Below are 21205 nucleotides of genomic sequence, written 5' to 3' on the forward strand. Positions count from 1 at the left end.
TCGAACTGGCGCATAGGACATGCATCGCATCGCGCTATCGCAACCAAGATGTGACAGGGCTCCTGGCGCGCGAGCTCGTGGTCCTGGAGTGAGGAGACCCAGTCAAAATTCTCCGATGACCGCTTTCCGCTAGATTATGCGCCAGATTGATGTCCTCATCGGTGCGATCGTGGCAACAGAGCCGGCAGTTTGGCTTAGACATGGGGCGGGCTCCAATGAGCGGCGGACGGCAGGCCAGCATTGGTGCCTTTGGCGTAAAGGTGGGTCATTACTTTTGATCGCTTGCCCCGCAGTTCCCGGAGTACGATAAGTTGCGGGGCTCTATTGGTGGCGTTACCAGCGAACGGCTCCTCTACGACGGCTTCGCGCCCTGCCCTCAATACCTGATAGGCGTTCGCGCGAGCCGGCCAACCGTGGCCGCCCTTCGCCATGCCGGGTGACCTGACCTTCCACCGCCAAAGCGCCGAAGGTCTGCTCGCGAGGGCGCCTGCCAAACGAATTTCATCCGGCTCGGCCTCCCGGCAGGCGACGGCGAGCGTTCCCACAGCGTTGCTGAGCAGATTCCTCAGCACGCGACATTCGAACATGAATTGCTCGACAGCACGGATCAGCTCCACGCCGGCGAACGGAGCGGTCGGGACGACAAGGAGCGTCGCGGCCAACGTGACGAAGCCGGTATTGGTAATGCGAGTTGCTCCCTTCGAGAGTATGGTGACAAGAAGCAGCAGGATCCGATCGCCGATCGACAGATCCGTATTCGTCGCCTGCGCGATGAAGAGGGCCGCCAGCGTCAGGTTGATGTTGGTGCCATCCCGATTGAAGGAATATCCGGCCGGGACGACGAGGCCCACGACCGAACGCGCGGCGCAGGCCTTCTCCATCTTCTCCATGAGTGAGGGTAGCGCGGCCTCTGAAGAGGACGTTGCGAGGACAAGCAGCAGCTCTTCCTTGATGTAGCCGATGAGAGCAACGATCGAGAAGCCGTTGTAACGGCAGACCGCGCCGAGGATGACGAACACGAAGAGGAAGGCGGTGAAATAGAACGTCCCGACCAGCATCGCCAGGTTCACAACCGAGCCGATGCCATATTTGCCGATGGTGAAGGCCATCGCGCCGAAAGCGCCGATCGGGGCAGCCTTCATCAGAATGCCGACGAGCTTGAAGACGGGCGCGATGAGCGCCTGAAGGAAGGAAACGACAGGCTTGCCCGCCTCACCGGCCATCGCCAGCGCGATGCCGAAGAGAACCGAGAAGAACAGCACCTGCAGGATGTCGCCTTGCGCAAACGCGCCGACGATCGTCGACGGAATGATGTTCATCAGGAAGTCCGTCACGGACTGCTCGTGGGCCTTTGCGGCGTAACTGTTCACGGACTGCAGGTCGAGCGAGGCGGGATCGATATTGAGGCCGGCGCCGGGCTGAACGACATTGGCCACGATGAGGCCGACGATCAGTGCGAGCGTCGAGAAACTCAGGAAGTAGACCATGGTCTTGCCGGCGACACGGCCGACCTTGTGAAGATCGTTCATACCGGCAATGCCGGTTGCAATTGTCAGGAAGATGACAGGCGCGATGATCATCTTGACGAGCTTGATGAAGGCATCGCCCAGCGGCTTCAGGCTCTCGCCGATCCCCGGACAGAAATAGCCAGTTGCGACGCCGAGGGCGATGGCGACAAGCACCTGCACGTAAAGCTGGGCGTAGAGAGGCTTGCGAGGCGCGGGATTCGCGCTGCGGACTGGTGGAGCTAGCATTTTTCTCTCCCTGACCGGATTGGGGCGAGTTTCGACCGTCCCGGGCTTCTTCCACCGCGGCGCTCCGGTCGAACGCTGTACCAATGCCGCCGCAAGCTCCGTGCCAAACCGCAGTGGCGCGAGAAACGCGCGGGATCTCTCACGCCGTGCATGTGCGGATTTCTGCACTCGCCGCAGGCGCGTGCCTTCATCGAAAGAAGGGCCGCCTGTCCTCATATGCTTGGAACGCGCTGGCGGACCCCGTAATCAGCCTTGGCATCACGTGCGCATGGACTCTCGTTCGCAAAGGACGCATCCTCCAGTCTGGGAGAGAGAGGCATGGGCAAAGTCAATCGCGAGCAGGGTGCCAATCAGGCTGACCGGTGGCGAAAGCGCGCCAGGAAGCGGCGTCGCCGCTGGCAACCGCAATTTCTCATTGCGATGGTGATAGTTCCCTTAGCCGCCTTTCTCACGGTGAGCCCAAGCAGCCTCGAAACTGTCGCAGATCTCGTTGTGCCAGGCGTCGCGACAGGCGGCGCCATGACCGGCTCGGGCAGTTGCGATATCAAGGGGAATATTTCCGTCAACACCGGGGAACGGATCTACCACATCCCTGGTCAAGAACATTATTGGGAAACCAAGATTAGCCCTCGATATGGCGAGCGCTGGTTCTGTTCCGAGGCGGAGGCAGTCGCGGCAGGCTGGCGCAAGGCAAGACGGTAAAAGCGGCCTGCCGCCTTTTCAAGGTGCGGCGGCTGCGGTGGCATGACGATCCGCGAATTGAACCCGGCTGGGATAGCAACCCTGGTTTCCGCTCGATGGGATCGTCGACCAAATGTCAGCCGCAACACCTTGCAGTCCGACATGAGGGTGGAAAACTCCCACGTTGGTGCCACGCCTGCAAGGAAATCGTTCGGCCCGGCATTGTCGGCGAACTCTGGCCAACAGCGAGCAGTCATTCCGGCGCGGTCTGCAGGCCGCCAGCGCATAACCTTGCTTGCCACAGGCGGTCCACCGTCGCGTTTGTGCTGACTTCGACGGGTCATTTGGGTCTCAGAATTGTTTCGCTTGCAATACTGCAAGCGAACCGGACCGGCTGGTCTGCAACATCATCCGCTCCAGCGTTGCGGTCTGCTTGACCGCTATCTGGTTTAGCGAATGCGTCGCCTTGTGTTTCGCACGGCTGTGCCGTCGCGCGGCGGCGCGTTGGTTCTTGGTCATGGGGTTCCCAGGCGCCGTCTCGATTGGCGGCTGTTTTGTGTGGATAAGCCGTCCACGGCCTATTGGTCCTGCGCGGCATGCCGCGCACTCTCGCGGGATGATGGCGGAGTATGTTGAACTGGCGCTGTTGGAGCAGTCCCTCGCCAATACAGGCGGCATACAGCGTCCGTTTTCCGATCGGGTGGACGACGTCGCGGAGAAAACTGGCGGCTCGGTTTTGTTCGACATTCGCGTGGACGGCGACACCCGCATTCGCAGAATGGCGGCGATTGGATATGGCGCAACCGGCACCGTGGCAATCATGATGGACAAAGAGGGTCAACTTAGCTCCGCACCAATAAACCCAGACAACGATTTTCTAGTGGCCAAACCAACCGCGTGGAATTCACTGCCCATGGCCGAGCAGGTCAGTGCTAGCTACCGAGGCACGGCATCAATCTTGCTGGCGAAGCTTCGAAAATCGGGCCGCGTCGATCGTTCAACTTGACCTTCTCAAGCACGGCGGTGAGGTAACGGTGTAGCAGCTCATTATAACAGCCACTTGGCCTCGTCGGCTCGCGCCTTGGCCGTCCTACGTCTTACCGGCAGCGGGCACGCCTCCGGACGGGCCTTTTTGTTTCGAAGCGAGCGGTTGAGCCGTCATCCTTAAGCTTCTTGCGGCCAGTATCCGCGCCGCGGCAGCACGCTCAAAATCTAATATGTTCGGATTCCATGATTCATCCTCGCCATTGACGCTGCGCATGTTCTTTTGCGTGATGTTTTCCCGTAGCTATCACCGGCAGCCGTGTTGCTCTAGAGAAACAAGACCCGTCGCAGACGATCAGCGTGAGGAAAAACTCTGCGTCTTCGTTCACCGAATTAGCAGACGCTTGGCTGCCTTGCTCCTCCGGTGCGGCTGGACAATTTTGTCGAGAAGACAGCCGTACTGGGATCCGCTAAGTCAGGCATCAAGGACAATGTCGGTTATCGGCACTGCCTGACAAGTCAGGCAGACGGTGTGATCATCCGGCTCGCTTCCATGCAAATGACGGACATTGCCCGACAGAATGCGGACTTCGCAGCTTTCGCATTGCCCGACCCGGCACCCGCTCGGCAGATTCACGCCCAGTGCTTCACCAAAACTGAGCAGCGGGCCGCTTGCAGGAGACCATGTATCCGGTTGCTTGCGCGAGAGACTGAAGGACACCCGAAACGTCTTGCCGTCATCGACCATCGCAGTTGCAGGAGAAGTGAAGGCCTCGCTGAAAATATCGAAGGCCGGCAGCCCGCGCGCGACCAAACCTGTTCTTACGTCCTCCATCATCGGCGCCGACCCGCACATATAGACTCGGGCGCGGCGCGCAATGAGGTCGTCTGCAACCACGGTTGCGCTGATCCGGCCTGTCGCCTGGTGGTTTACGCCGCGCCGGTCCGTGGCAAGCGGCTTGCTGTAGTAATTGACGACCGTCAGTCCCGGTAGCCGCTGTTCGTGGAAGGCAATGCGCTCGCTGAAGGCATGTGTACGGCTGTTAGTGTTTCCATAATGGAGCCAGATTTCCGCTGGATCACCGTCCGGCAGAGACTCCAGCAGACTCATGAATGGCGTGATGCCAATGCCGCTGGCCATCAATATCATCGGCTGCGGAGATTGGCGCGGCAGGACGAAACTGCCTGACGGTGACTTCAATTCGACGATTTCGCCGACAGCCAGTTCGGTATGGATATGGTTCGACATAACGCCGAACACCGCCGTGCTGTCCTCAAGAACGACGTTCCGAAGCCGGACGGTGATGTTATAGGTCTGGCGCTGGTCGACGCGCGCGGCATCGATGAGCGAATAGGCTCGACTGACCACCGCCGATCCGATCCGGGCTCTGATCTCTACATGCTGCCCGGGGTGGAAATCCGGTAGTGCCTCGCCGTTCACTGCTGTGAGACAAACGCGCATGACACCTTCGGCGTCGGCTTGGAGCGCGGAGACGCGAAATGGCAGGTAGCCCTGCCACCGCCGCTGGCCCTTCTGCGACAACGGATCGGGCTCGATATCGCAGAGAAAGGATCGGAGCGGCGTCGATCCGCTAACGGGATCACTGGCATCTCCAGAGATCAGGCTGTTGAAATTGCTGCCTTCGCCACCTTCGATGGCGAGAGCGGGGCGGTCGAGCTCCGGGCAGGCCTGCCACCAGCCGAATTCGGCAACGACGATGTCATCGGCAAGGCCCGGCGTGACCCGGGTTATGAAGCGCGCCTGGCCTTCTCGGGTGGATATCCTGATCCCGTCGCCTTCAGCGATGCCGCGCGCGGCTGAGAGCGCTGGGCTGATTTCGGCAATCGGCTCGGGCGCGCGCTTTCGCAGCGAAGCCAGGCTGCGGTGCTGACTGTGGCAGTAGAGGCCGTTTTTCGCCGAACTAAGGATTAACGGATACTTCCGGCCTCGGCGGATGTTGTCCGGTCCGGTACGTTCCGCCGGCGGAACATAGCTGGCGATAGCCGGCTGGCCGCATCGATGCAGACGTTCGGAATAGAGTTCGACGCGACGCGTCTCCGTGTCGAAGCCGCGTATCTTTTCGGGGTCGTCGGCAAGTGTCAGCGCAAATTTCCGCTCAGGCGCGTCAACCGGCCATCGTAGGCCCCGGGGCGCCGCGCGCAGCTCATCCACGGTCAGGCCGAGCGGAGCCAGCATGTGGTTCCAGCCCGCCTCGAGACTTCCGCCGAAGAATGCGTCTCCCATGCCGAGTCGGCTGGCAAGATCGAAGACGATATCGTTGTCGGAGCGGGACTGGCCACGCGGAGCGACCATCCGCGGGCGAAGCTGGATAAGGGAGGCGGCGGCGGCGCTGATCTCGAAGCCGATGCGGAGGCCCTCATGCTCCCAGGGAGAATTCACCGGCAGAAAAATATCGGCGTTACGCGCGGCCGGTGTCTCGAAGAGATCGCAATGGACATGGAATTCGAGTGCCTTGAGCGCCGCTTCGGCCGTCCTGCTATCCGCCTGCGAAAGCGACAGGTTCGTGCCGAACGCCATCATCCCGCGCACCTTGTAAGGCACGCCTTCCGACACAGCCCGGTAAAGGTCGCGGGCGGTGACCCAGCCCATTGCGGGCGGGCCGATCGGCCGTTCGGAGATGCCGAGGGCCTTCGCCATTTGCTCCTTCGGGATGTAGCCGAAAGCGTTGACGGGATTGTAGGGTGGACTGCGCCTGATACGGTTGCCGCCGATGCGATCGAAACTGCCGCTGAGCGCGTAGAGTGTAGCAACTGCGCGATCGGCCTGTGTCGCGTTGGTGTGCTGTGCCAGTCCGCTCCAGGCGTGGTAGGCGATACGCCGTCCCCCGCAGAGGAGGTCGGCCGCCGCCCTCAGCGCCTCCGGGGGTACGTTGGTGACGGCTTGCACATGCAGCGCGTCGTAGGGTTCAGCCTCGCGTGTCAGATGCTCGAAGGCTGGCATGCAGCCGATATCGACGCGTTGTCCGTCTGCTTCAAGAGTGACGGTGAAGGTGCCGCGCAGTGCCAAGCGCTGCGGATCGATGGATGATCGCACTGCACCCGGATCGATCGCGATAGGACATCCGGCCTGCTCGTCCCAGACGATGTAGCGCTCAGTCTCGTCGCCCGGTAAAAGATCGCGCGCTCGAAGCAGGGTGCCGTTATCGGTGCGCACCAGAAATGGCCCATTCGTCCAGCGTCGAACGAAGTCTTCATCGTAGCGGCGTGTTTCGATGAGCATGCGGATCAGGCCGAGCGCGAGCGCGGCGTCGGTTCCCGGCCGGACAGGCAGCCAGACGTCGGCTTGGTGCGCCAGTGCTATGGGACGCGGATCGACCACCACCATGGCGGCGCCCTTCTTGCGGCCGCGTCCGATGGCATGGGCCTGCGCCAGCCATGTATTGGCCGGATTGTGGCCCCAGAGCAGGATCGTGTCGGCATTCTCATAATCCGCGGTCGGCATAGCGCAACCGAAGGTGAAGGCGTGGGCGAAGTCCTTATGCCAGTTGCAAATCTCGGTGGCGAAGCAGATGTTTGGACTACCGAAATGACGTATGAAACGCTCGATCCAGTCGATACTGTCAGACAGCGGCGTGCCGCTCGGCGATGTGATGGCGAAGGCCACTGCTTCAGCGCCGCTTTCGGCCTTGATTTCGCCAAGACGCCGAGCTGTCTCGGAGAGTGCTTCTTCCCAGGTGATGCGCTGCCAGCCTGGACCGGCTGAGCCCTTGGGCGTGGTGCGCTTGAGCGGATAAAGCTGGCGATGCGGGCTGTGAACGATCTCCGGCGCGGCATGACCCTTCATGCACATGGCCTGGCCAGTGGGGTGAGACGGATCGGGGCGTACCGCAATCAACATCTCGCGGTCTACCTCATTCAACGTGCCGCAACGCGACCGGCAAAGCGTGCAATAGCCCGGGATGGTAGTGGTCAAATGGGCCTCCCATGGGAACAGACCAAATCCGCCTAGCCGGGCCGCTCAGTAGTTCGTGCAGGCAGCCAGCAGCCCGAATGGCGGAAGGGACTAATCGAAGACTGGCGGCCTGCGATATTTGGTCGTTTGCTCGAAACCGTATCCGAGGCGGAACAGATTGGCCTCCCGGTAGGGCTGGACGAGCAGTTCGAGGCCAACCGGAATGCCCTGACAGAAGCCTGCGGGCAGGCAGATCGAGGGCAACCAGGTCTGCGACCCAATCAGCGTGTTGGTCGGGAAGGTCAGACACGGATGGTTGCCGGCGCGAATCTCGTCCTGAAGCGGCGGAAGCACCTGCACCGAGGGGAAGACGATGGCGTCGAGCGCATGTTTGCTAACGCGCTGGAAGCGGTCACGTGCGGCGAGCTTGAAATAGTAGTCCGGATCGTCCTCCGGCTTGTTTGGCCCGTCGAAAATGCCAACCAGCAGGTCGACCGCAGGATCGTAGGTACCATTGCCTTGATTTCCTCGAGCGAGCCGGTCGGCATATTGGGCCGCGAGGCCAAAAAGACATTGATGTCGTGCCTGGAATGGCAGCCATAGAGCGAGGTCTTGGCGATGTGATCAATCAGATCGGGAATCTCAATATCGACCAGAACTGCGCCCGCGGCCTCGACAGTTGCCAGCACAGCCCGGATGGCTCCAATTTAGTGGGTGAGAAACGACCTCGAAGGTAGAACTGCTCCTGATCGCAAGCGCCAACCGTATTCGCTATCTGCGCCAACAAGGCCGACACTCGTCGACGCCTTGGCAACAGTCCGAATCGGGAGGGAACTATCGAAGCAGCTGGCCACGCTCTTGGTGCCGGCGACAGCAGTCCCCAGGTCTTCCGATTGCGCCGTCGAACATAGCCAACCGTCCAACCGAATATCCGCAGGCGCAGTTTGCGTGAAAAAGCCGGGGCAGGCTAGACGCCTCTCTTGTTACCCCAGAGCATAACATGCAGCTGCGGCAGCACGCGGGCTTCGAACCACCTGTCGCGGGTCACGTTATCAACCAGCCACTCCATGCGTTTCACTATTCCTTCAAGGTCGACAGGCGCCTGTTCATTTCCCGGACGTGGCGGCGTGTGATTGCCAGGTTGCAGATAGATCGGAAGTCGAGGAAATCTGGCGGCGGTGTCTTTCGCGAAGGCGTAGTCACTCTCATCGAAAACAACGAGCTTGAGCACGATTTGCGGCTTCCCCTGTGCCGCCTGGAGGCACGCCTCGAGCGCGGCCCAATCGGTCGTCATTTCGCTTGAGGGCGGCTTTGGGCTGAGGACCAGCACGTCAAGGTCGGCAAACCAGTCCCTGACCACCGACCCTTGGGTTTCCAGCGCAAAACGGTAACCGTCACCATGGCCGCGCTCGATCAGCGCGCCGAGCGGCTGGATGGCCGGATTGCCGCCTGACAGCGAAACCATCATCGGGCGGCCACCGGAAAGCGCAAGCACGTTTTGCCATACCGCGCCGATGGACATCGTCTCCCATTCATGGCGGAATTGATTGTCCACTGCATGCAGGCTGTCGCACCAGGAACAGCGATAGTCACACCCGCCGGTTCTGACGAAGACGGTCGGCAAACCGATAAGTACTCCCTCGCCCTGGATCGTCGGCCCGAAAATCTCACTCACGCGGATTGCGGGATGCGTATCGGTCATGGCCGGCATTCCGCCCATGTTTTCGGCGTTTCACTTACCCGCACGGCCGAAGTTTCGGGCAGGCGTGCCTTGCACCATTCATAAAAATGTCTGGCCAGATATTCCGCCGTGACTTGCCCATGTCCCAGCACGTCGTTGAGATGTCGGTGGTCGAAGCTCTCGTCGATATAGCGTTTGAGCGGTGCCAAGTCATGATAGTCCCGCACGAAGCCGTGCTCGTTCAGTTCCTTCGCCGAAAGCTCCACTTCGACGATATAGTTATGCCCGTGCAGGCGCGCGCACTGGTGGTCTGGCGGCAAAGACATGAGCTGATGCGAGGCCGAGAAGTGAAATTCCTTGGTGATTCGGAACATTACACGCTCCTCCTCCGCAGCGCCTCGAGCCAGAAGTCGGTGTCCTCGTAGTCGGTGGGGTCCGGGCACCCGGAGAGATGAAACGCCTCGCGCCGCTCGACGCAGGTCCCGCACCGTCCACAGTGACGCTCGGCGCCCTTGTAGCAGGACCAAGTCTCGACAAATGGCGTGCCGTATGTTGCTCCATCACCAACGATGTCCGCCTTCGTGAGGTTCACATAAGGCGCATAGAGGCGGATGTTCGCGTAGCCGTCGAGCGCGCGGTCTTGCATCACCTGGAAAGCGTCGATGAAGGCTGGCCGGCAGTCCGGATAGATAAAATGATCCCCACCATGCACGGCCGTCGCCACCGCGTCAGCGCGGCGAGCGGCCGCGAGACCGAAGGCGATGGCCAACATGATGGCGTTCCGGTTCGGCACGACCGTGGTCTTCATCGTGTCTTCAGCGTAGTGGCCGTCGGGCACAGCCACATTATCCGTCAGCGCGGACCCGGACAGGCCGCGGCCGATTTCACGAATGTCGATGATGCGGTGCGGGACGCTCAGTCGCTCCGCGCAAAGAGCGGCAAAGCGCAACTCCTTCCTGTGTCGTTGGCCGTAATCGAAAGATAGGAGGCCGGCGAGTTCGTGCTCCGCCGCCACCTTGTGAGCAAGGGAAACGGAGTCCAGTCCGCCGGAGCAGATGACGAGAGTCTTCATCGTGGGGTCCCTGTTTTGACCGGGTAGGCTGCGACCGGAGATTTCTCTGCGCTCGCAGTACCTCAGGGAGTCTCGTTTGTGAACGGGGGGACGAGTTTGATGCGCTGACGTGCCGCGGTGCGCGGGGCTCACAGGTGACGCTGAGCCTGGAAAAGTCGGACACACGAAACGGCAAGGTTCTCGACGGTTCAATCACGGATCCCGAACTTCCAGTGACGGAAGTCATTAACGGTCGTCGAGCAGAAGCCCAACTTCACGAACTGCCCGCGCCTTCCGCTACAGGAGCGGTTCGAACCGCAGCACGTCGTCGGTCAGGGGCCGATGGCAAATCCAAACTAAATGATCGGCGGTGGACCTACATCTGTGAACAAGCCGTGGGCGTCGATTGCAATCACCCCTGTGTTGCGCGCAATTACCCTTATGGCCGTAAATGAACTGGACTTGATGGTTTTCCAGATGGCGGTCGAAAGCGTCCGCTCACTCCCCTTAAGCTTCACTGAAAAAGCCGCGGCGATAGCCGCCAGGAGCCGTGGTATCCTGCTTTTCGACGTGCGAGTCGACGGCGACGCTGAGGTCCAGCGGGTCGCAGCCATCCGATATCCGGGCGACCAGGCCGGCGTGCTGGCTTTGGACAGACAAGGCCATGTTACCCGCCATTGCATCGTCAACGGCGCTTTCTCACGTTTCATTGCGCCATTGGAGAACTGGACCAGCATGCCCCTGCCGATGCAGGCCAAGATCGATGTCGACGACCATGCCAGTCTCTTTCTGGGCGCCTTGCGAAAGGCCGGGCATATGCTTGGCAGCTAACATTTGGCCGGAGTGAATCTGTGGATTTTTGCATGCGACATCGGCGCCGACATCGCCGGGATGACAGTCGTGCTCGACAACGGCTCCGGCGACCGCGGCAAAGCAGTGACCGTGACCATGGCGACCAATCTTACGTTGCATCGATGCGATCGTTTAGAGCGAGGTCTCTGCCTGGCATCGAGCAACATTCACCGCGGTTTTCGCAACGCGCAAATGGGGCCTGGCCCTGCCGCCCCCGGTGCCGCCGAATTCGGAGGCGGGAGAATCGACCACCATCGCCTCCTTCTGGCGGAAGTCGAAGGGCTCTGATCCTATGCCAAGGGAAACTCCGACATGGCAACAGCGGCGCCGCCGCGCCGCCCTGCCTTTTTTCAAGCAGGCAGGAGCTTCCGGTGCTCTTGCTGGGTCACGTCGACACATGATCGCAAATGGCAGGTGGGTGAACACCAAACTGGCGCACCCCATGGCGGTGGGCTTGACGCGCCAGAGGAAGCGCAAGAGTTTACGCGCATGCGACGGTCACACTGGCTGCCTGCTGGGGGATCGGCAAAGGAGGCGTCGGTGCGCCCTACCTCGGCATTCCTAGAAGCGCGCCGGCAGCCTGGGCGGGGGGCTTGGGGTTAGACTGCCGGCGCACGCCACTCACGAAGAGCGGCCCCTTTTCGCGATTTAGATGCCTATAGTCAACCCAGTAACGTCTGGGTGCGCTATGCGCTCGTACGAGCGGCGCGGGATGTCGGCAGATCGTTGCTAACGTGATGGGCCGCTCTCGCCGGCTACCTTGATGTTCCAGTCAGTATCGCCCTGCCGACCAGCACAAGCACGCCGTCAGCAATCCCTTCGTCGCGAGCCGATGCTATCGCGCACGTGTCGCAGCACTGCGGGTGGCTATATCGCCTAAGACAGCATGAAGAAGCATTCTAACTTCCTGTTCGGCGAGCCCCGGTGCAATTCCCGATTCGGACAGTTGAACGAGAATTTTCTTGGCGGTGCTGCGCCAGAAGTCGTGTGCGTCCTTTCTGTTCCTGGATTGCAGGACCCGGGCAATACCTTCGACCAATTTCCGCCGCCGATGCAGCGGAAACGCGCTTATGTTTGAATCACACATCGGTCACCTCACCCTTTCAGTCTGCGAATAAGGATTGGCGGATTAAAAATCTGGTTAACAGGGCTTTTTTGACGGTGGTCAGCAATGGAGTAAGCGTCCGCCAGGCTCGGTGCACAGGCCCGCCACTGGACGTGGCGGCAGGCGCGAGTTCGAGTTCCTGTTCAGCAAAAGCCATCGGCGATGACAAGCCGCGGAATCGCAGGGAGTGATGCTTCAGCCGATCAGGCCCGTCTTAGGGCAGGTTCTTGGACTTGATCAGAACCAGCTGAACCGCCATATCCCGATTTGGCTGCCAATTTCAGGTGGCCCATTCCATGGATGGGGCCTATCGGCCGAATCGACGTCCATTTATTTGAATTGCCGGGAGCGCCAGATCGGGGGAAGAAGTCTCCCGATTTGTCAGGTGCCCTGGTCTTCTTGGAGGTGTTTATGAAGGCTTCGCGCATTCCCGAGCCGGTTTTGAAGGCTATATCGGAGGGAACCCACGTCATTCGCGCTTATCGTGAGCACCTCGGATATACGATCGAGGACCTGGCGGTGGCATGCGGGCTAGCCGCTGAGGAAATCCAAAACATCGAGTCGGGTCTGAGGTACAACAAGGGCTATCGGCATCGCATCGCCAGATCGCTGTCCCTGCCTGTGGGAATTCTTGAAGAGTCGGACATATTGGACGCTGCGTGATGTGGGTATGTGAGTTGGACACCGCGACCTGTGCTAGTCGAAACATTGGCGTTGCGCTTCCGGCCAGGCGTATGGAATGCTGGATGGTGAAGCCGACATCTTGGTTCCTTTCCCTGAGATGGCCGGCCGAGGATAGCCGAAAGCGCCGCGGGCTCTGACCACCTCCTTGGTCACCTTTGCCTATCTGCGTCCGCTGCCGTCGTCTTTGAAAGTCAATGCCAGCGAAAGACAATGCCAGCGTTTCGTGCAACTTGCCGAGCATACCCGTGCTTGGGAAAATGAACCCGGCATGCTTGGTCGGTGTCCGGCAAGCTGCTCCACGGCTACTGGCGCTTCAAAGACATCCCTTATGCACGCGACGGTGGCGAGCCATCGAAGCCAGTCCCGGGTACTCAACGGCCTATGGCGTCATCCTCGATACCTCTGACGAGAGTGGCAAAAGCGATGGCCCCAATAGGCTGCGTCTTTTCAATCCAGGCCCCCCCGTTTCACGTCGAAAGCAATCCGCTGCGCGAGATGGAGATCAAAGGCACCATAGGGTGCAGATCATCGGCTTCAGCCATCGATAGTCGTCGGCCGCCTGGTTGCCCAGCAGCTTCAGCGTCGAGCCGCCAACTGCCGCCTTAGGCCAACGGTGCGCTTGCCGCGTTCTCGTTCCGGCTATTGCTCGTCGGCACAGCCGCCATAGTCATCATGGGTGTCTCGACCAATATGCTCGAGCCCGGATTGATGCCTCGTTCGTGCTCGCCTCATAGGCCAGTTGTCACTGGGCTGCCGCGCGAAGCGGCTCAACCCGGTTGCAACTTGATGCGAGCCGGCGGGCGCATCGCAGAACAGGGCTTCCTGCGATTTGCCGAGTTCGAACTCTGGAACCCATCGGCCACATGCATCCGAAAGAGGAAGCGGCGGCGACGGTCTGACACGAGCCAACCCAACTCTGAACGACCGCATTCTTGCAATCAACGGCCAGGGGACATGTATTGCCGGACGGCCGTGCTGACGCCAGCTTCAGCAAGCTCTATCCGGTTGCCCTGCGCAATCATGCGACCTGCCGAAAAAGAAAGGCGATTTTCATGACTGCAGCGACTGCGCGTTTCCCGAAATTGCGGCGAGCAATAATGGTCATCTGGGCTTCGGGTCTAAAGACAAAGATGTTGGCAGTTTCGGATGGACGAACGTTGCGACCTGTAAAGCCTCACAATCATTCGACGGTGACCGATTTTGCGAGATTGCGTGGCTGGTCGACATCTGTGCCCATGAAGAGCGCCGTGTGATAGGCAAGAAGCTGTATCGGCAGCGAAAAGATCATCGGCGCGATAATCTCGTCGACGGCCGGCAGTACGATCGTGTGCATGGTGTCGAGTTTCGATGCGGCCGCCCCTGTTTCATCGGTGATGAGGATAATCCGACCTCCACGGGCAGCCACCTCCTGCATGTTGGAGACGGTCTTGTCGAAAAAGCGATCATGTGGCGCGATGACGATCACTGGCATGTTCTCGTCGACCAATGCGATCGGGCCGTGCTTCAATTCACCCGCGGCATAGCCCTCGGCATGGATGTAGGAAATCTCCTTGAGCTTCAGCGCACCTTCCATCGCCAGTGGGACACTGGTGCCACGGCCGAGATACAGGACGTTATGAAATTTTGACAGTTCGCGCGATAGGAGTTCGATCTCCGGCTGGATGCTGTTTAGTACCTGGCCCATGATGCGCGGCATTTCGGCGAGGCTCCTGACGAGAGCCTGCACCTCGTCTTCGGTTACGGTTCCGCGGGCCCTGGCGGCGCCGATGGCGAGTGCGGCAAGAACGGCAAGCTGGCAGGTGAAAGCCTTGGTGGAGGCCACGCCGATCTCCGGGCCGGCAAGGATCGGGAAGACCGCATCGGCCTCCCGAGCGATGGTCGATTCGCCAGCATTGACGACGGCGCCAATTTTCAACCCAAGCTCCTTGCAGTACCTCAGCGACGCTAGCGTATCGGCGGTTTCGCCAGACTGCGAAATGAAAAGAGCCGCCGACTGCGGCGACAACGGGATCTCGCGGTAACGGAATTCGGACGCAACGTCGATTTCGACCGGTAGGCGCGCGTAGCGCTCGAACCAGTGTTTTCCGATCGATCCGGCGAGATAGGCGGTTCCGCAGGCAGAGATCGCCAAGCTCGGTATCCTGGCGAAATCGATGCTAGAAACCGTATCAGCGTGATTGTCTATGATGTTGATATAATGACCGAGCGCTTGGGCGATGACGTCGGGCTGCTCGTAAATTTCCTTCTCCATGAAGTGGCGATGGTTGCCCTTGTTGACCAGATAGGCCGCGGCGATGGAGGTCTGGCGCGCACGCTCGACAGGATCGCCATCGAAATCGAAGATATGCGCGCCCGTGTTGCTGATAACGGCCCAGTCGCCGTCGATAAGATAAGTGATTTCATTCGTGAAGGGAGCAAGTGCGATCGCGTCGGAGCCCAGGAACATCTCACTGTCGCCGTGACCGATCGCCAGCGGTGGTCCGTTGCGCGCCGCCATGATGGTTGACGGATCATCCTCGAAGAGGATGGCAAGCGCGTACGCGCCTTTGACGCGTTTCAGCATGGCACGCATCGCCTCTTGCCTCGTCATGCCCTCGCGGCGGTGTCTTGCCAAGAGATGCGAGACAACCTCGGTGTCGGTGTCGGTCTGGAACTTGGCTCCCGCCGCCGTCAATTCGTCCTTCAGCTCGGCGAAATTCTCGATGATGCCGTTATGAACGACGGCCACACCGTCGGTAAAGTGTGGGTGCGCATTGCGTTCCGTCGATGCGCCATGGGTTGCCCAACGCGTGTGGCCGATGCCGATGGTGCCGCTCAGCGGCTCGTCCTTCAGCCTCTTTTCGAGATTGACAAGCTTTCCCTCTGCGCGCCGGCGGTGCAAGGCACCCTCGGTGATCGTCGCAACGCCGGCTGAATCATAGCCGCGATATTCCAGGCGCTTCAACGCGTCGACCAACCGCTCCGACACTGGCTGTAGCCCAACGATGCCAACAATCCCGCACATGTTCGTCCCCGAATTCTTCCCGTCAGCGTCAGCCCCACAGCAATCACGGAGACGTTCACCTGCTCGCTTTGATCATGGATGTTATAGTAGCATCCAGTTATATTGGTAAAATTGATAGTTATAATGGCTGCCATCCATACTGTGGATAGATGAAGATTCGTTTGAGGGCCCTGATTTAAATCGCCTCGTTGCGCTTGACGCTCTCATGAGGTGAACGCAGGCGCACGCCTGCGGCCCGAAGCAGCTCAGCGGGCATCAGCGCGGCCTTCGCCCGGCCAGGGAATTCCCAACGCAACCGCCGTTGCAGTCCCCGATGTTCTCAACCCACTCGCCTCGGCAGATCCTTGATGATTATCCGAGCCTCGATCAGCAGACATTGTCACGGGATCCATGCGCAGCGCGATTGTCGGTCCGCCCTCATGTCAACGGATGGCTGCCGCGGCATCCACGGCGGAAGGGATGTTCGCTGGTTCTGCCGCCCGTGGACATGGGAGCAGGAGAAGGGTTACTTCCCGCCGACTGGTAGGCTCGTGTGGCCTCTGAGCAATACAATATCGAGCAGATGCAATGGAGCGATGGCTCCCTGCACTTGAGTAGCAGAAGCCCCGAGGAATCCATGTCGCTTTGGCGATCATCCCCAATGAATGGGCACATGTGGCGGAAAACGCCAACCGTGGATGCCGATCACTCAGGATGACGCTGTGGCTTTATTGTCTTGCGAGGCATCGGCCTTCACTCAGGAAGGCTGTCTAGGGACTTCTTTTAGATCAGCGGACAACCGGCTCGCCATGGAATCGTCGGCGCGAGGGTGGCGAAACGCCGAAGCCAACTTCCATCATCAGCCGCGGCGTGCGTAAAGGCACGGTGCCCATATGGAAGCCGAACGGATCCTCAACAAAGCCGAGGCCGGCCTCGCCGGTCAGCGTGACCGGGCTGTCGCCGCCGTAGAACTTGAGGACTTCCTCGGCCGAATGGCCGACAAGCAAGGTCAACTGATGCTTGAGGCTGCGGCGCTTGTGGCTGCCGCGCACATAGACATGCGGGCCAGTGCCTTCGTCGACCGGCATCAGGTAAAAGAAGAACTTGAGCATCCGCCAATCGTCGAGGTCGAAGTGGTATTTGTCGAGGGAGGCAAGGTTCTTCTCCGCGTCGGAGGCTTGGCCGGTCGGAAAGCTCCACCAGACACGGGTGGTGATCAGTTTCGCCTGAGCGCCGAGATAGTGGGCTGCAATGTCGAGTAGCAGCGGGTCGTTCTGGATGGCGACCGCTGCCGTGCAGCCGAGGATGCGTTCGAAATAGTGCCCGCTGAGTAACGGACGGCTGAATTGGGCCTCAGCCTTCGCATGTTCCGTCGGCATGAATTCTAGACGACGATCGAAGTTGCCGAAGCAAGGTGTGCACCGCGCGAAGGCTGCGATCTCCTCATGGACAAATGTCGGCAAAACGAGTCCGGAAAAAAGCCCATCCGACCGCAGCGCGTCAACGACGTCCCGGCGATTGACGCCGACAAACATTGTGTCCTGGGCTTTCTGCGACGCTCGAACAGGCTTTGCACCACGCCAGTGCATTTTCCTTGCCGGCATCGTGCGGGCGAGCATGAACATCGGCAGCCACGCTGGGTTTTCACGAAGATCCGACAGATAGGTCGGAATGCGTATGGCGATGCGACGCAGCATGCTGCCGTTCCGCGCGATCGCCTCCAGGCTTGTGGCGCCGGCTTTGTCGGGGTTCTTCACGGTGATCAGGATCCTTAGGTATGAATGCACTATCAACGAAGCACCGGTTCTCAGTGCTTCGTCCCGTATTACCCAAACCCGATTCCCGCTATGGAAGAAGGCTAACCGCGCATCAGGTTTTGTGCAATGCACAATAGCCTCGCTGGCAATTGAGTTAGATGCCGGGCATTGGCGACCAGTCAGTTGCGAAGCTGTGACCAATTACGCCAGGAACTGTCTATAGCCGCCGCCCCTCAGGTGGCGGCTACGTTGGATGGCGCACGCACCTGATCGCGAAGATGGCAGCCCGGGTGAGCCCAATCTTCTTCAACAGGCCTCACCCGAACAGGAAACTGGCGATCCCAGGTCGCGACCACCAAGCGTTGCCGGTCGGTCAAGAATTGTCGTCGGTCGCAAATCTGCCTCGTCGCGAAGTTCGAGGTATTCGACCTCGCGATAGCCTGCAGCCAGAATTGCTTCACGCGCTTCGGCAAGCGTTGGCAGGACAGGCGAGCCGCGCGCAAGCCCCTCAGCCGTCTCGAGCAAGACCGTTGGTAATTTGGGCGCAACAGCACACTCCACTGGCGACAGCCGGACATAGTGCGATGATAGTGCAAGACCGTCGGCTTCGCGGACTGTCGGACAGGGAACAATCGTGATTGGAATTCCCAGGTCACGGACCATGCGCCTGACCAGCTGAAGCTGTTGAAAGTCCTTCTCGCCAAAGAAGCCGAAGTCAGCGCCGGTCTGCAGGCAGAGCTTGGCGACGACGGTCGCCACGCCATCGAAATGGCCCCGCCGGAAGGTGCCGCACAGGCCGTCGCCGACACCGGACACCGAAACGGTCGTGGCGAAGGCTTCCTGGGTACATCGCCCCAGCATCCGGCACATAGAGCAAATGCGCACCCAGCGGCACGAGCTTTGCGGCATCTTCGTCTTCTGTCCGGGGATAGGTCGCAATGTCGGCGGCATTGTTGAACTGTTTCGGGTTGACGAACAGCGTCACGATTACCCGATCGGCCTTCTCAAGCGCTGCACGCACGAGGCTCAGATGTCCTTCATGCAATGCCCCCATGGTCGGCACCATCGCGACACTTGCGCCCGGGCGGCCCCATCCCGCCACATAGCGTGAAGCTCGGTAACAGTTCGAGCGATTGCCACGCTCACGCGACCTCTCCAGCCTTCGAGGCGGTGGCGTAAACATGTTCGGCGGAAGGAAAGCGCCGTTCCCTCACGTCGGCGGCGTAGGCGGCAATCGCCGCCTCGGCCCCAGCGCCTAGTTCGGCATAGCGCTTGACGAATTTCGGTCGAAAGTCGGTGAACATGCCCAGAAGGTCGTCGACCACCAGAATCTGGCCATCACACGCTGGCGAGGCGCCGATGCCGATTGTGGGGATGGCGATCTCTGCGGTGATGCGCCGTGCAAGCGGCTCGGGCACTTTCTCCAGGACCACCGAAAAAGCGCCGGCATCCGTGACCGAAGCGGCGTCACGCCTGATCCGGTCCGCATCGTCTCCCCGTCCCTGCAAGCGATAGCCGCCCAATGTGTTCACCGCCTGCGGAGTCAGCCGGATATGGGCCATCACCGGGACGCCGCGAGCCGTCAGGAAGCGGATGGTTGCTGCCATGTTCTCGCCGCCCTCGATCTTGACTGCCGCACAACCGGCCTCTCCCATCAGGCGGGCAGCGTTACGGAACGCCTGCTCCGGCCCCTCTTCGTAGGAGCCGAACGGCAGGTCGACGACCAAGAGCGCGCGCTTGAGCCCGCGCCGCACGGCCTGGCCGTGCATGATCATCATGTCGAGGGTGACGCCCAGGGTCGACGACAGGCCGTGCAGCACCATACCTACGCTGTCGCCGACGAGAACGATGTCGCAGTGTCGATCAACCAGCTTCGCGATCGGCGCGGTATATGCCGTCAGGCAGACGAGCGGCGCCTGGCCTTTCCGGAAGCGAATATCTGGCGGTGTAATCGCCTTTGTATCACCAACTGCGCTCAACCTGCGCCTCCTTCCCTAACGTTACCAACCGTGGGTGTCGCGTTTGGCACATTTGTGTGCAGGTGCGAAGAGCTAAAATCACGCACGGGCACGATGTTGACGCGCCGACATTATCGTGGAACACCAATCTAAATCGGTTCAGCTGCTTCCGTAAGCGTAACTCAGCCCAGCCGGATCAGGGATCATGGACCATCAGGGAAAGCCGACCAGGCAACTCAAATCTGGAGGGAAGAGGGGCAACAACGTCAATGCGGACCTGATCGCCGTCGTCGTCGCCATGAACAACAGTGTTCCCTGCGTTCTCACCATCCCGCAGGCAAACGCCCTGCCATCAGGTCCGTTCGAACTTGCTCACCGCTCACTGCAGTCCGGCCTCAGGGGATGGGTCGAACAACAGACCGGCCACCCTCTCGGCTATATCGAACAACTCTACACTTTCGCCGATCGCGACAGGATCGGCGCCGAGGAGCGCGTCATCTCGATCAGCTATCTCGCGCTCACACAGGCCGAAGACCTGGGCGCCGCAGCCAAGCGCTGCTGGGCAAGCTGGTACGACTATTTTCCATGGGAGGATCATCGCTCCGGCGCGCCGACGGCGGTGTTGGAAGATCTGCGGCCACGTCTGAGGGAGTGGGCGGGCAGCGCTGACGACACAGCCGTACGGCTTGACCGCCAGCGGCGCGCGGCTGTCGCCTTCGGCTTCGACGACCGGTCATGGAACGAAGAGTTCGCGCTGCAGCGTTATGAGCTTCTCTATGAGGCAGCGCTTGTGGAGGAAGCGGTGCGTGTCGGACCTTCAGCCGCGCCCACCGCGGTTCCAAGTAAATCCATGATCGCCGATCATCGCCGTATCCTAGCAACGGCTATTGCGCGGCTGCGCTCCAAAATCAAATACCGACCCGTCGTGTTCGAACTGATGCCGCCGCTTTTTACGCTCTTGCAGTTGCAGCAAACCGTTGAAGCGCTCTCCGGCAGGCTCATCAACAAACCAAATTTTCGCCGGCTCATCGAACAGCAGGAGCTGGTCGAAAAGACCGGGGAGACGACCACCGAAACCGGAGGCCGGCCGGCGCAGCTCTACCGCTTCCGCCACGACATTCTCGACGAGAGGCCGGTGGCCGGGACAAAATTGCCGCTTATGCGGGCTTGACATCCCTTATAGTCATAAAGGATATATACCTTATATTCTTGTAGACTATAATCGGAGGCTCGATGAGCGCCATCCTGCCTTCGAGCGCGGCTTTGTATGACCGCGTTCGGCGCGTTATCCCCCCGATTGAATGGCCGGTATTCGCCGATGATATCGAGGCCATTCTCGATCTGAAGCGGCAGCGAAACGCCGTCATCCTGGCGCACAATTATCAAACACCGGAAATCTTCCATTGCGTAGCCGACATCGTCGGCGACAGCCTGGCACTTGCCCGCAAGGCGATGACGGTCGAAGCGGATATCATTGTGCTGGCAGGCGTGCATTTCATGGCCGAGACGGCAAAGCTGCTCAATCCGCAAAAGACAGTACTCATTCCTGACCTGCGCGCAGGCTGTTCGCTGGCCGACTCGATTACCGCCGAAGACATCCGCCTGCTGAGGCAACGCTATCCGAGCGTGCCTGTTGTCACCTACGTCAACACATCGGCCGAAGTGAAATCCGAGTCCGATATCTGCTGCACCTCCGGCAATGCGAAGGCCGTGGTGGAGTCCCTTGGCGTTCCGCGTGTCATCATGCTGCCGGACGAATATCTGGCCCAGAACATCGCCGCCCAGACCGAGGTTGAGATCAT

20 protein-coding genes are annotated in these 21205 nt (G+C 60.2%); 8 read left to right on the forward strand and 12 right to left on the reverse strand.

From position 1 onward, the window contains the following. Positions 1–194: 194 nt before the first annotated feature. On the reverse strand, positions 195–1754 hold the full coding sequence (locus OHD62_RS34945) for a dicarboxylate/amino acid:cation symporter (RefSeq protein ID WP_006204587.1): 1560 nt from the start codon (positions 1752–1754) through the stop codon (positions 195–197). Between the two features lie 318 nt (positions 1755–2072). Between OHD62_RS34945 and OHD62_RS34950 the strand changes: the two genes are divergently transcribed. Continuing rightward, a complete protein-coding gene (locus OHD62_RS34950; protein WP_006204586.1) occupies positions 2073–2456 on the forward strand; it encodes a hypothetical protein in 384 nt (127 codons plus the stop codon). Positions 2457–2786: 330 nt separating this feature from the next. On the opposite strand, the gene OHD62_RS34955 is transcribed toward OHD62_RS34950, so the two are convergent. Then, the gene (locus tag OHD62_RS34955; RefSeq protein ID WP_006204585.1) at positions 2787–2954 is read right to left on the reverse strand and encodes a hypothetical protein; all 168 of its coding nucleotides are present in this window, start codon (positions 2952–2954) and stop codon (positions 2787–2789) included. A gap of 97 nt (positions 2955–3051) precedes the next feature. Here OHD62_RS34955 and OHD62_RS34960 point away from each other — a divergent pair, with 97 nt between their 5' ends. Then, a complete protein-coding gene (locus OHD62_RS34960) occupies positions 3052–3441 on the forward strand; it encodes a hypothetical protein (protein ID WP_263807400.1) in 390 nt (129 codons plus the stop codon). A gap of 453 nt (positions 3442–3894) precedes the next feature. Here OHD62_RS34960 and OHD62_RS34965 read toward each other — a convergent pair whose 3' ends face one another. Beyond that, positions 3895–7353: a molybdopterin-dependent oxidoreductase gene (locus tag OHD62_RS34965; protein ID WP_263792248.1), complete on the reverse strand. Its 3459-nt coding sequence runs from the start codon at positions 7351–7353 to the stop codon at positions 3895–3897. A 126-nt stretch (positions 7354–7479) separates the two neighbouring features. Between OHD62_RS34965 and OHD62_RS34970 the strand changes: the two genes are divergently transcribed. Continuing rightward, positions 7480–7935, forward strand: a complete 456-nt coding sequence (locus OHD62_RS34970; RefSeq protein ID WP_244426062.1) for a hypothetical protein — start codon at positions 7480–7482, stop codon at positions 7933–7935. A 364-nt stretch (positions 7936–8299) separates the two neighbouring features. Here the strand turns inward: OHD62_RS34970 and queE are convergent, their stop codons facing one another. From queE to queC, 3 genes are read right to left on the reverse strand one after another with little or no spacing between them, the layout of a single operon-like run. After that, complete coding sequence (queE, locus tag OHD62_RS34975; RefSeq protein WP_040583817.1) at positions 8300–9034, reverse strand: 7-carboxy-7-deazaguanine synthase QueE; 735 nt, start codon at positions 9032–9034, stop codon at positions 8300–8302. After that, positions 9031–9387 (reverse strand): 6-carboxytetrahydropterin synthase QueD, encoded by a 357-nt coding sequence (gene queD / locus OHD62_RS34980; protein ID WP_006205546.1) that lies wholly within the window; start codon positions 9385–9387, stop codon positions 9031–9033. The genes queE and queD overlap by 4 nt, the downstream gene beginning before the upstream one ends. Continuing rightward, entirely contained in the window at positions 9387–10085 is a 699-nt protein-coding gene (gene queC, locus OHD62_RS34985) for a 7-cyano-7-deazaguanine synthase QueC (protein ID WP_006205545.1), read from the reverse strand. Before queC ends, queD begins: the two co-directional genes overlap by 1 nt. Positions 10086–10505: 420 nt before the next feature. Here queC and OHD62_RS34990 point away from each other — a divergent pair, with 420 nt between their 5' ends. Beyond that, positions 10506–10895, forward strand: coding sequence for a hypothetical protein (locus OHD62_RS34990; protein WP_412177248.1), 390 nt, complete (start codon positions 10506–10508; stop codon positions 10893–10895). A 3-nt stretch (positions 10896–10898) separates the two neighbouring features. Further along, positions 10899–11204 carry a hypothetical protein gene (locus OHD62_RS34995; RefSeq protein ID WP_263792254.1) on the forward strand — a complete coding sequence of 102 codons (306 nt, stop codon included), beginning with the start codon at positions 10899–10901 and terminating at the stop codon, positions 11202–11204. 547 nt (positions 11205–11751) lie between these two features. Here OHD62_RS34995 and OHD62_RS35000 read toward each other — a convergent pair. Continuing rightward, positions 11752–12003: a DUF6074 family protein gene (locus tag OHD62_RS35000; RefSeq protein WP_263792257.1), complete on the reverse strand. Its 252-nt coding sequence runs from the start codon at positions 12001–12003 to the stop codon at positions 11752–11754. A gap of 429 nt (positions 12004–12432) precedes the next feature. On the opposite strand from OHD62_RS35000, the gene OHD62_RS35005 reads away from it, so the two are divergent. Continuing rightward, positions 12433–12684, forward strand: a complete 252-nt coding sequence (locus OHD62_RS35005) for a helix-turn-helix domain-containing protein (protein ID WP_040583815.1) — start codon at positions 12433–12435, stop codon at positions 12682–12684. A 1201-nt stretch (positions 12685–13885) separates the two neighbouring features. On the opposite strand, the gene glmS is transcribed toward OHD62_RS35005, so the two are convergent. The 5 genes from glmS to panB all read right to left on the reverse strand — a co-directional run bounded on the left by glmS (position 13886) and on the right by panB (position 19424). Next, on the reverse strand, positions 13886–15709 hold the full coding sequence (gene glmS, locus OHD62_RS35010) for a glutamine--fructose-6-phosphate transaminase (isomerizing) (RefSeq protein ID WP_006205542.1): 1824 nt from the start codon (positions 15707–15709) through the stop codon (positions 13886–13888). Between the two features lie 767 nt (positions 15710–16476). Then, positions 16477–17451, reverse strand: a complete 975-nt coding sequence (locus OHD62_RS35015; RefSeq protein WP_050900867.1) for a hypothetical protein — start codon at positions 17449–17451, stop codon at positions 16477–16479. Positions 17452–17751: 300 nt separating this feature from the next. After that, positions 17752–18261 carry a pantoate--beta-alanine ligase gene (locus OHD62_RS35920; RefSeq protein ID WP_412177469.1) on the reverse strand — a complete coding sequence of 170 codons (510 nt, stop codon included), beginning with the start codon at positions 18259–18261 and terminating at the stop codon, positions 17752–17754. Beyond that, entirely contained in the window at positions 18161–18628 is a 468-nt protein-coding gene (locus OHD62_RS35925) for a pantoate--beta-alanine ligase (protein WP_412177470.1), read from the reverse strand. The genes OHD62_RS35920 and OHD62_RS35925 overlap by 101 nt, the downstream gene beginning before the upstream one ends. Beyond that, a complete protein-coding gene (panB, locus tag OHD62_RS35025; protein WP_263792261.1) occupies positions 18588–19424 on the reverse strand; it encodes a 3-methyl-2-oxobutanoate hydroxymethyltransferase in 837 nt (278 codons plus the stop codon). Before panB ends, OHD62_RS35925 begins: the two co-directional genes overlap by 41 nt. A gap of 184 nt (positions 19425–19608) precedes the next feature. Between panB and OHD62_RS35030 the strand changes: the two genes are divergently transcribed. Together OHD62_RS35030 and OHD62_RS35035 are read left to right on the forward strand one after the other, a co-directional pair. After that, entirely contained in the window at positions 19609–20574 is a 966-nt protein-coding gene (locus OHD62_RS35030; protein ID WP_006205539.1) for an NUDIX hydrolase, read from the forward strand. A gap of 62 nt (positions 20575–20636) precedes the next feature. Further along, positions 20637–21205 (forward strand): quinolinate synthase (locus OHD62_RS35035; RefSeq protein WP_263792263.1); only part of this gene is annotated, 569 nt, incomplete at its 3' end.

This window comes from Mesorhizobium sp. YC-39 (assembly GCF_025753795.1).
Lineage (GTDB): Bacteria > Pseudomonadota > Alphaproteobacteria > Rhizobiales > Rhizobiaceae > Mesorhizobium.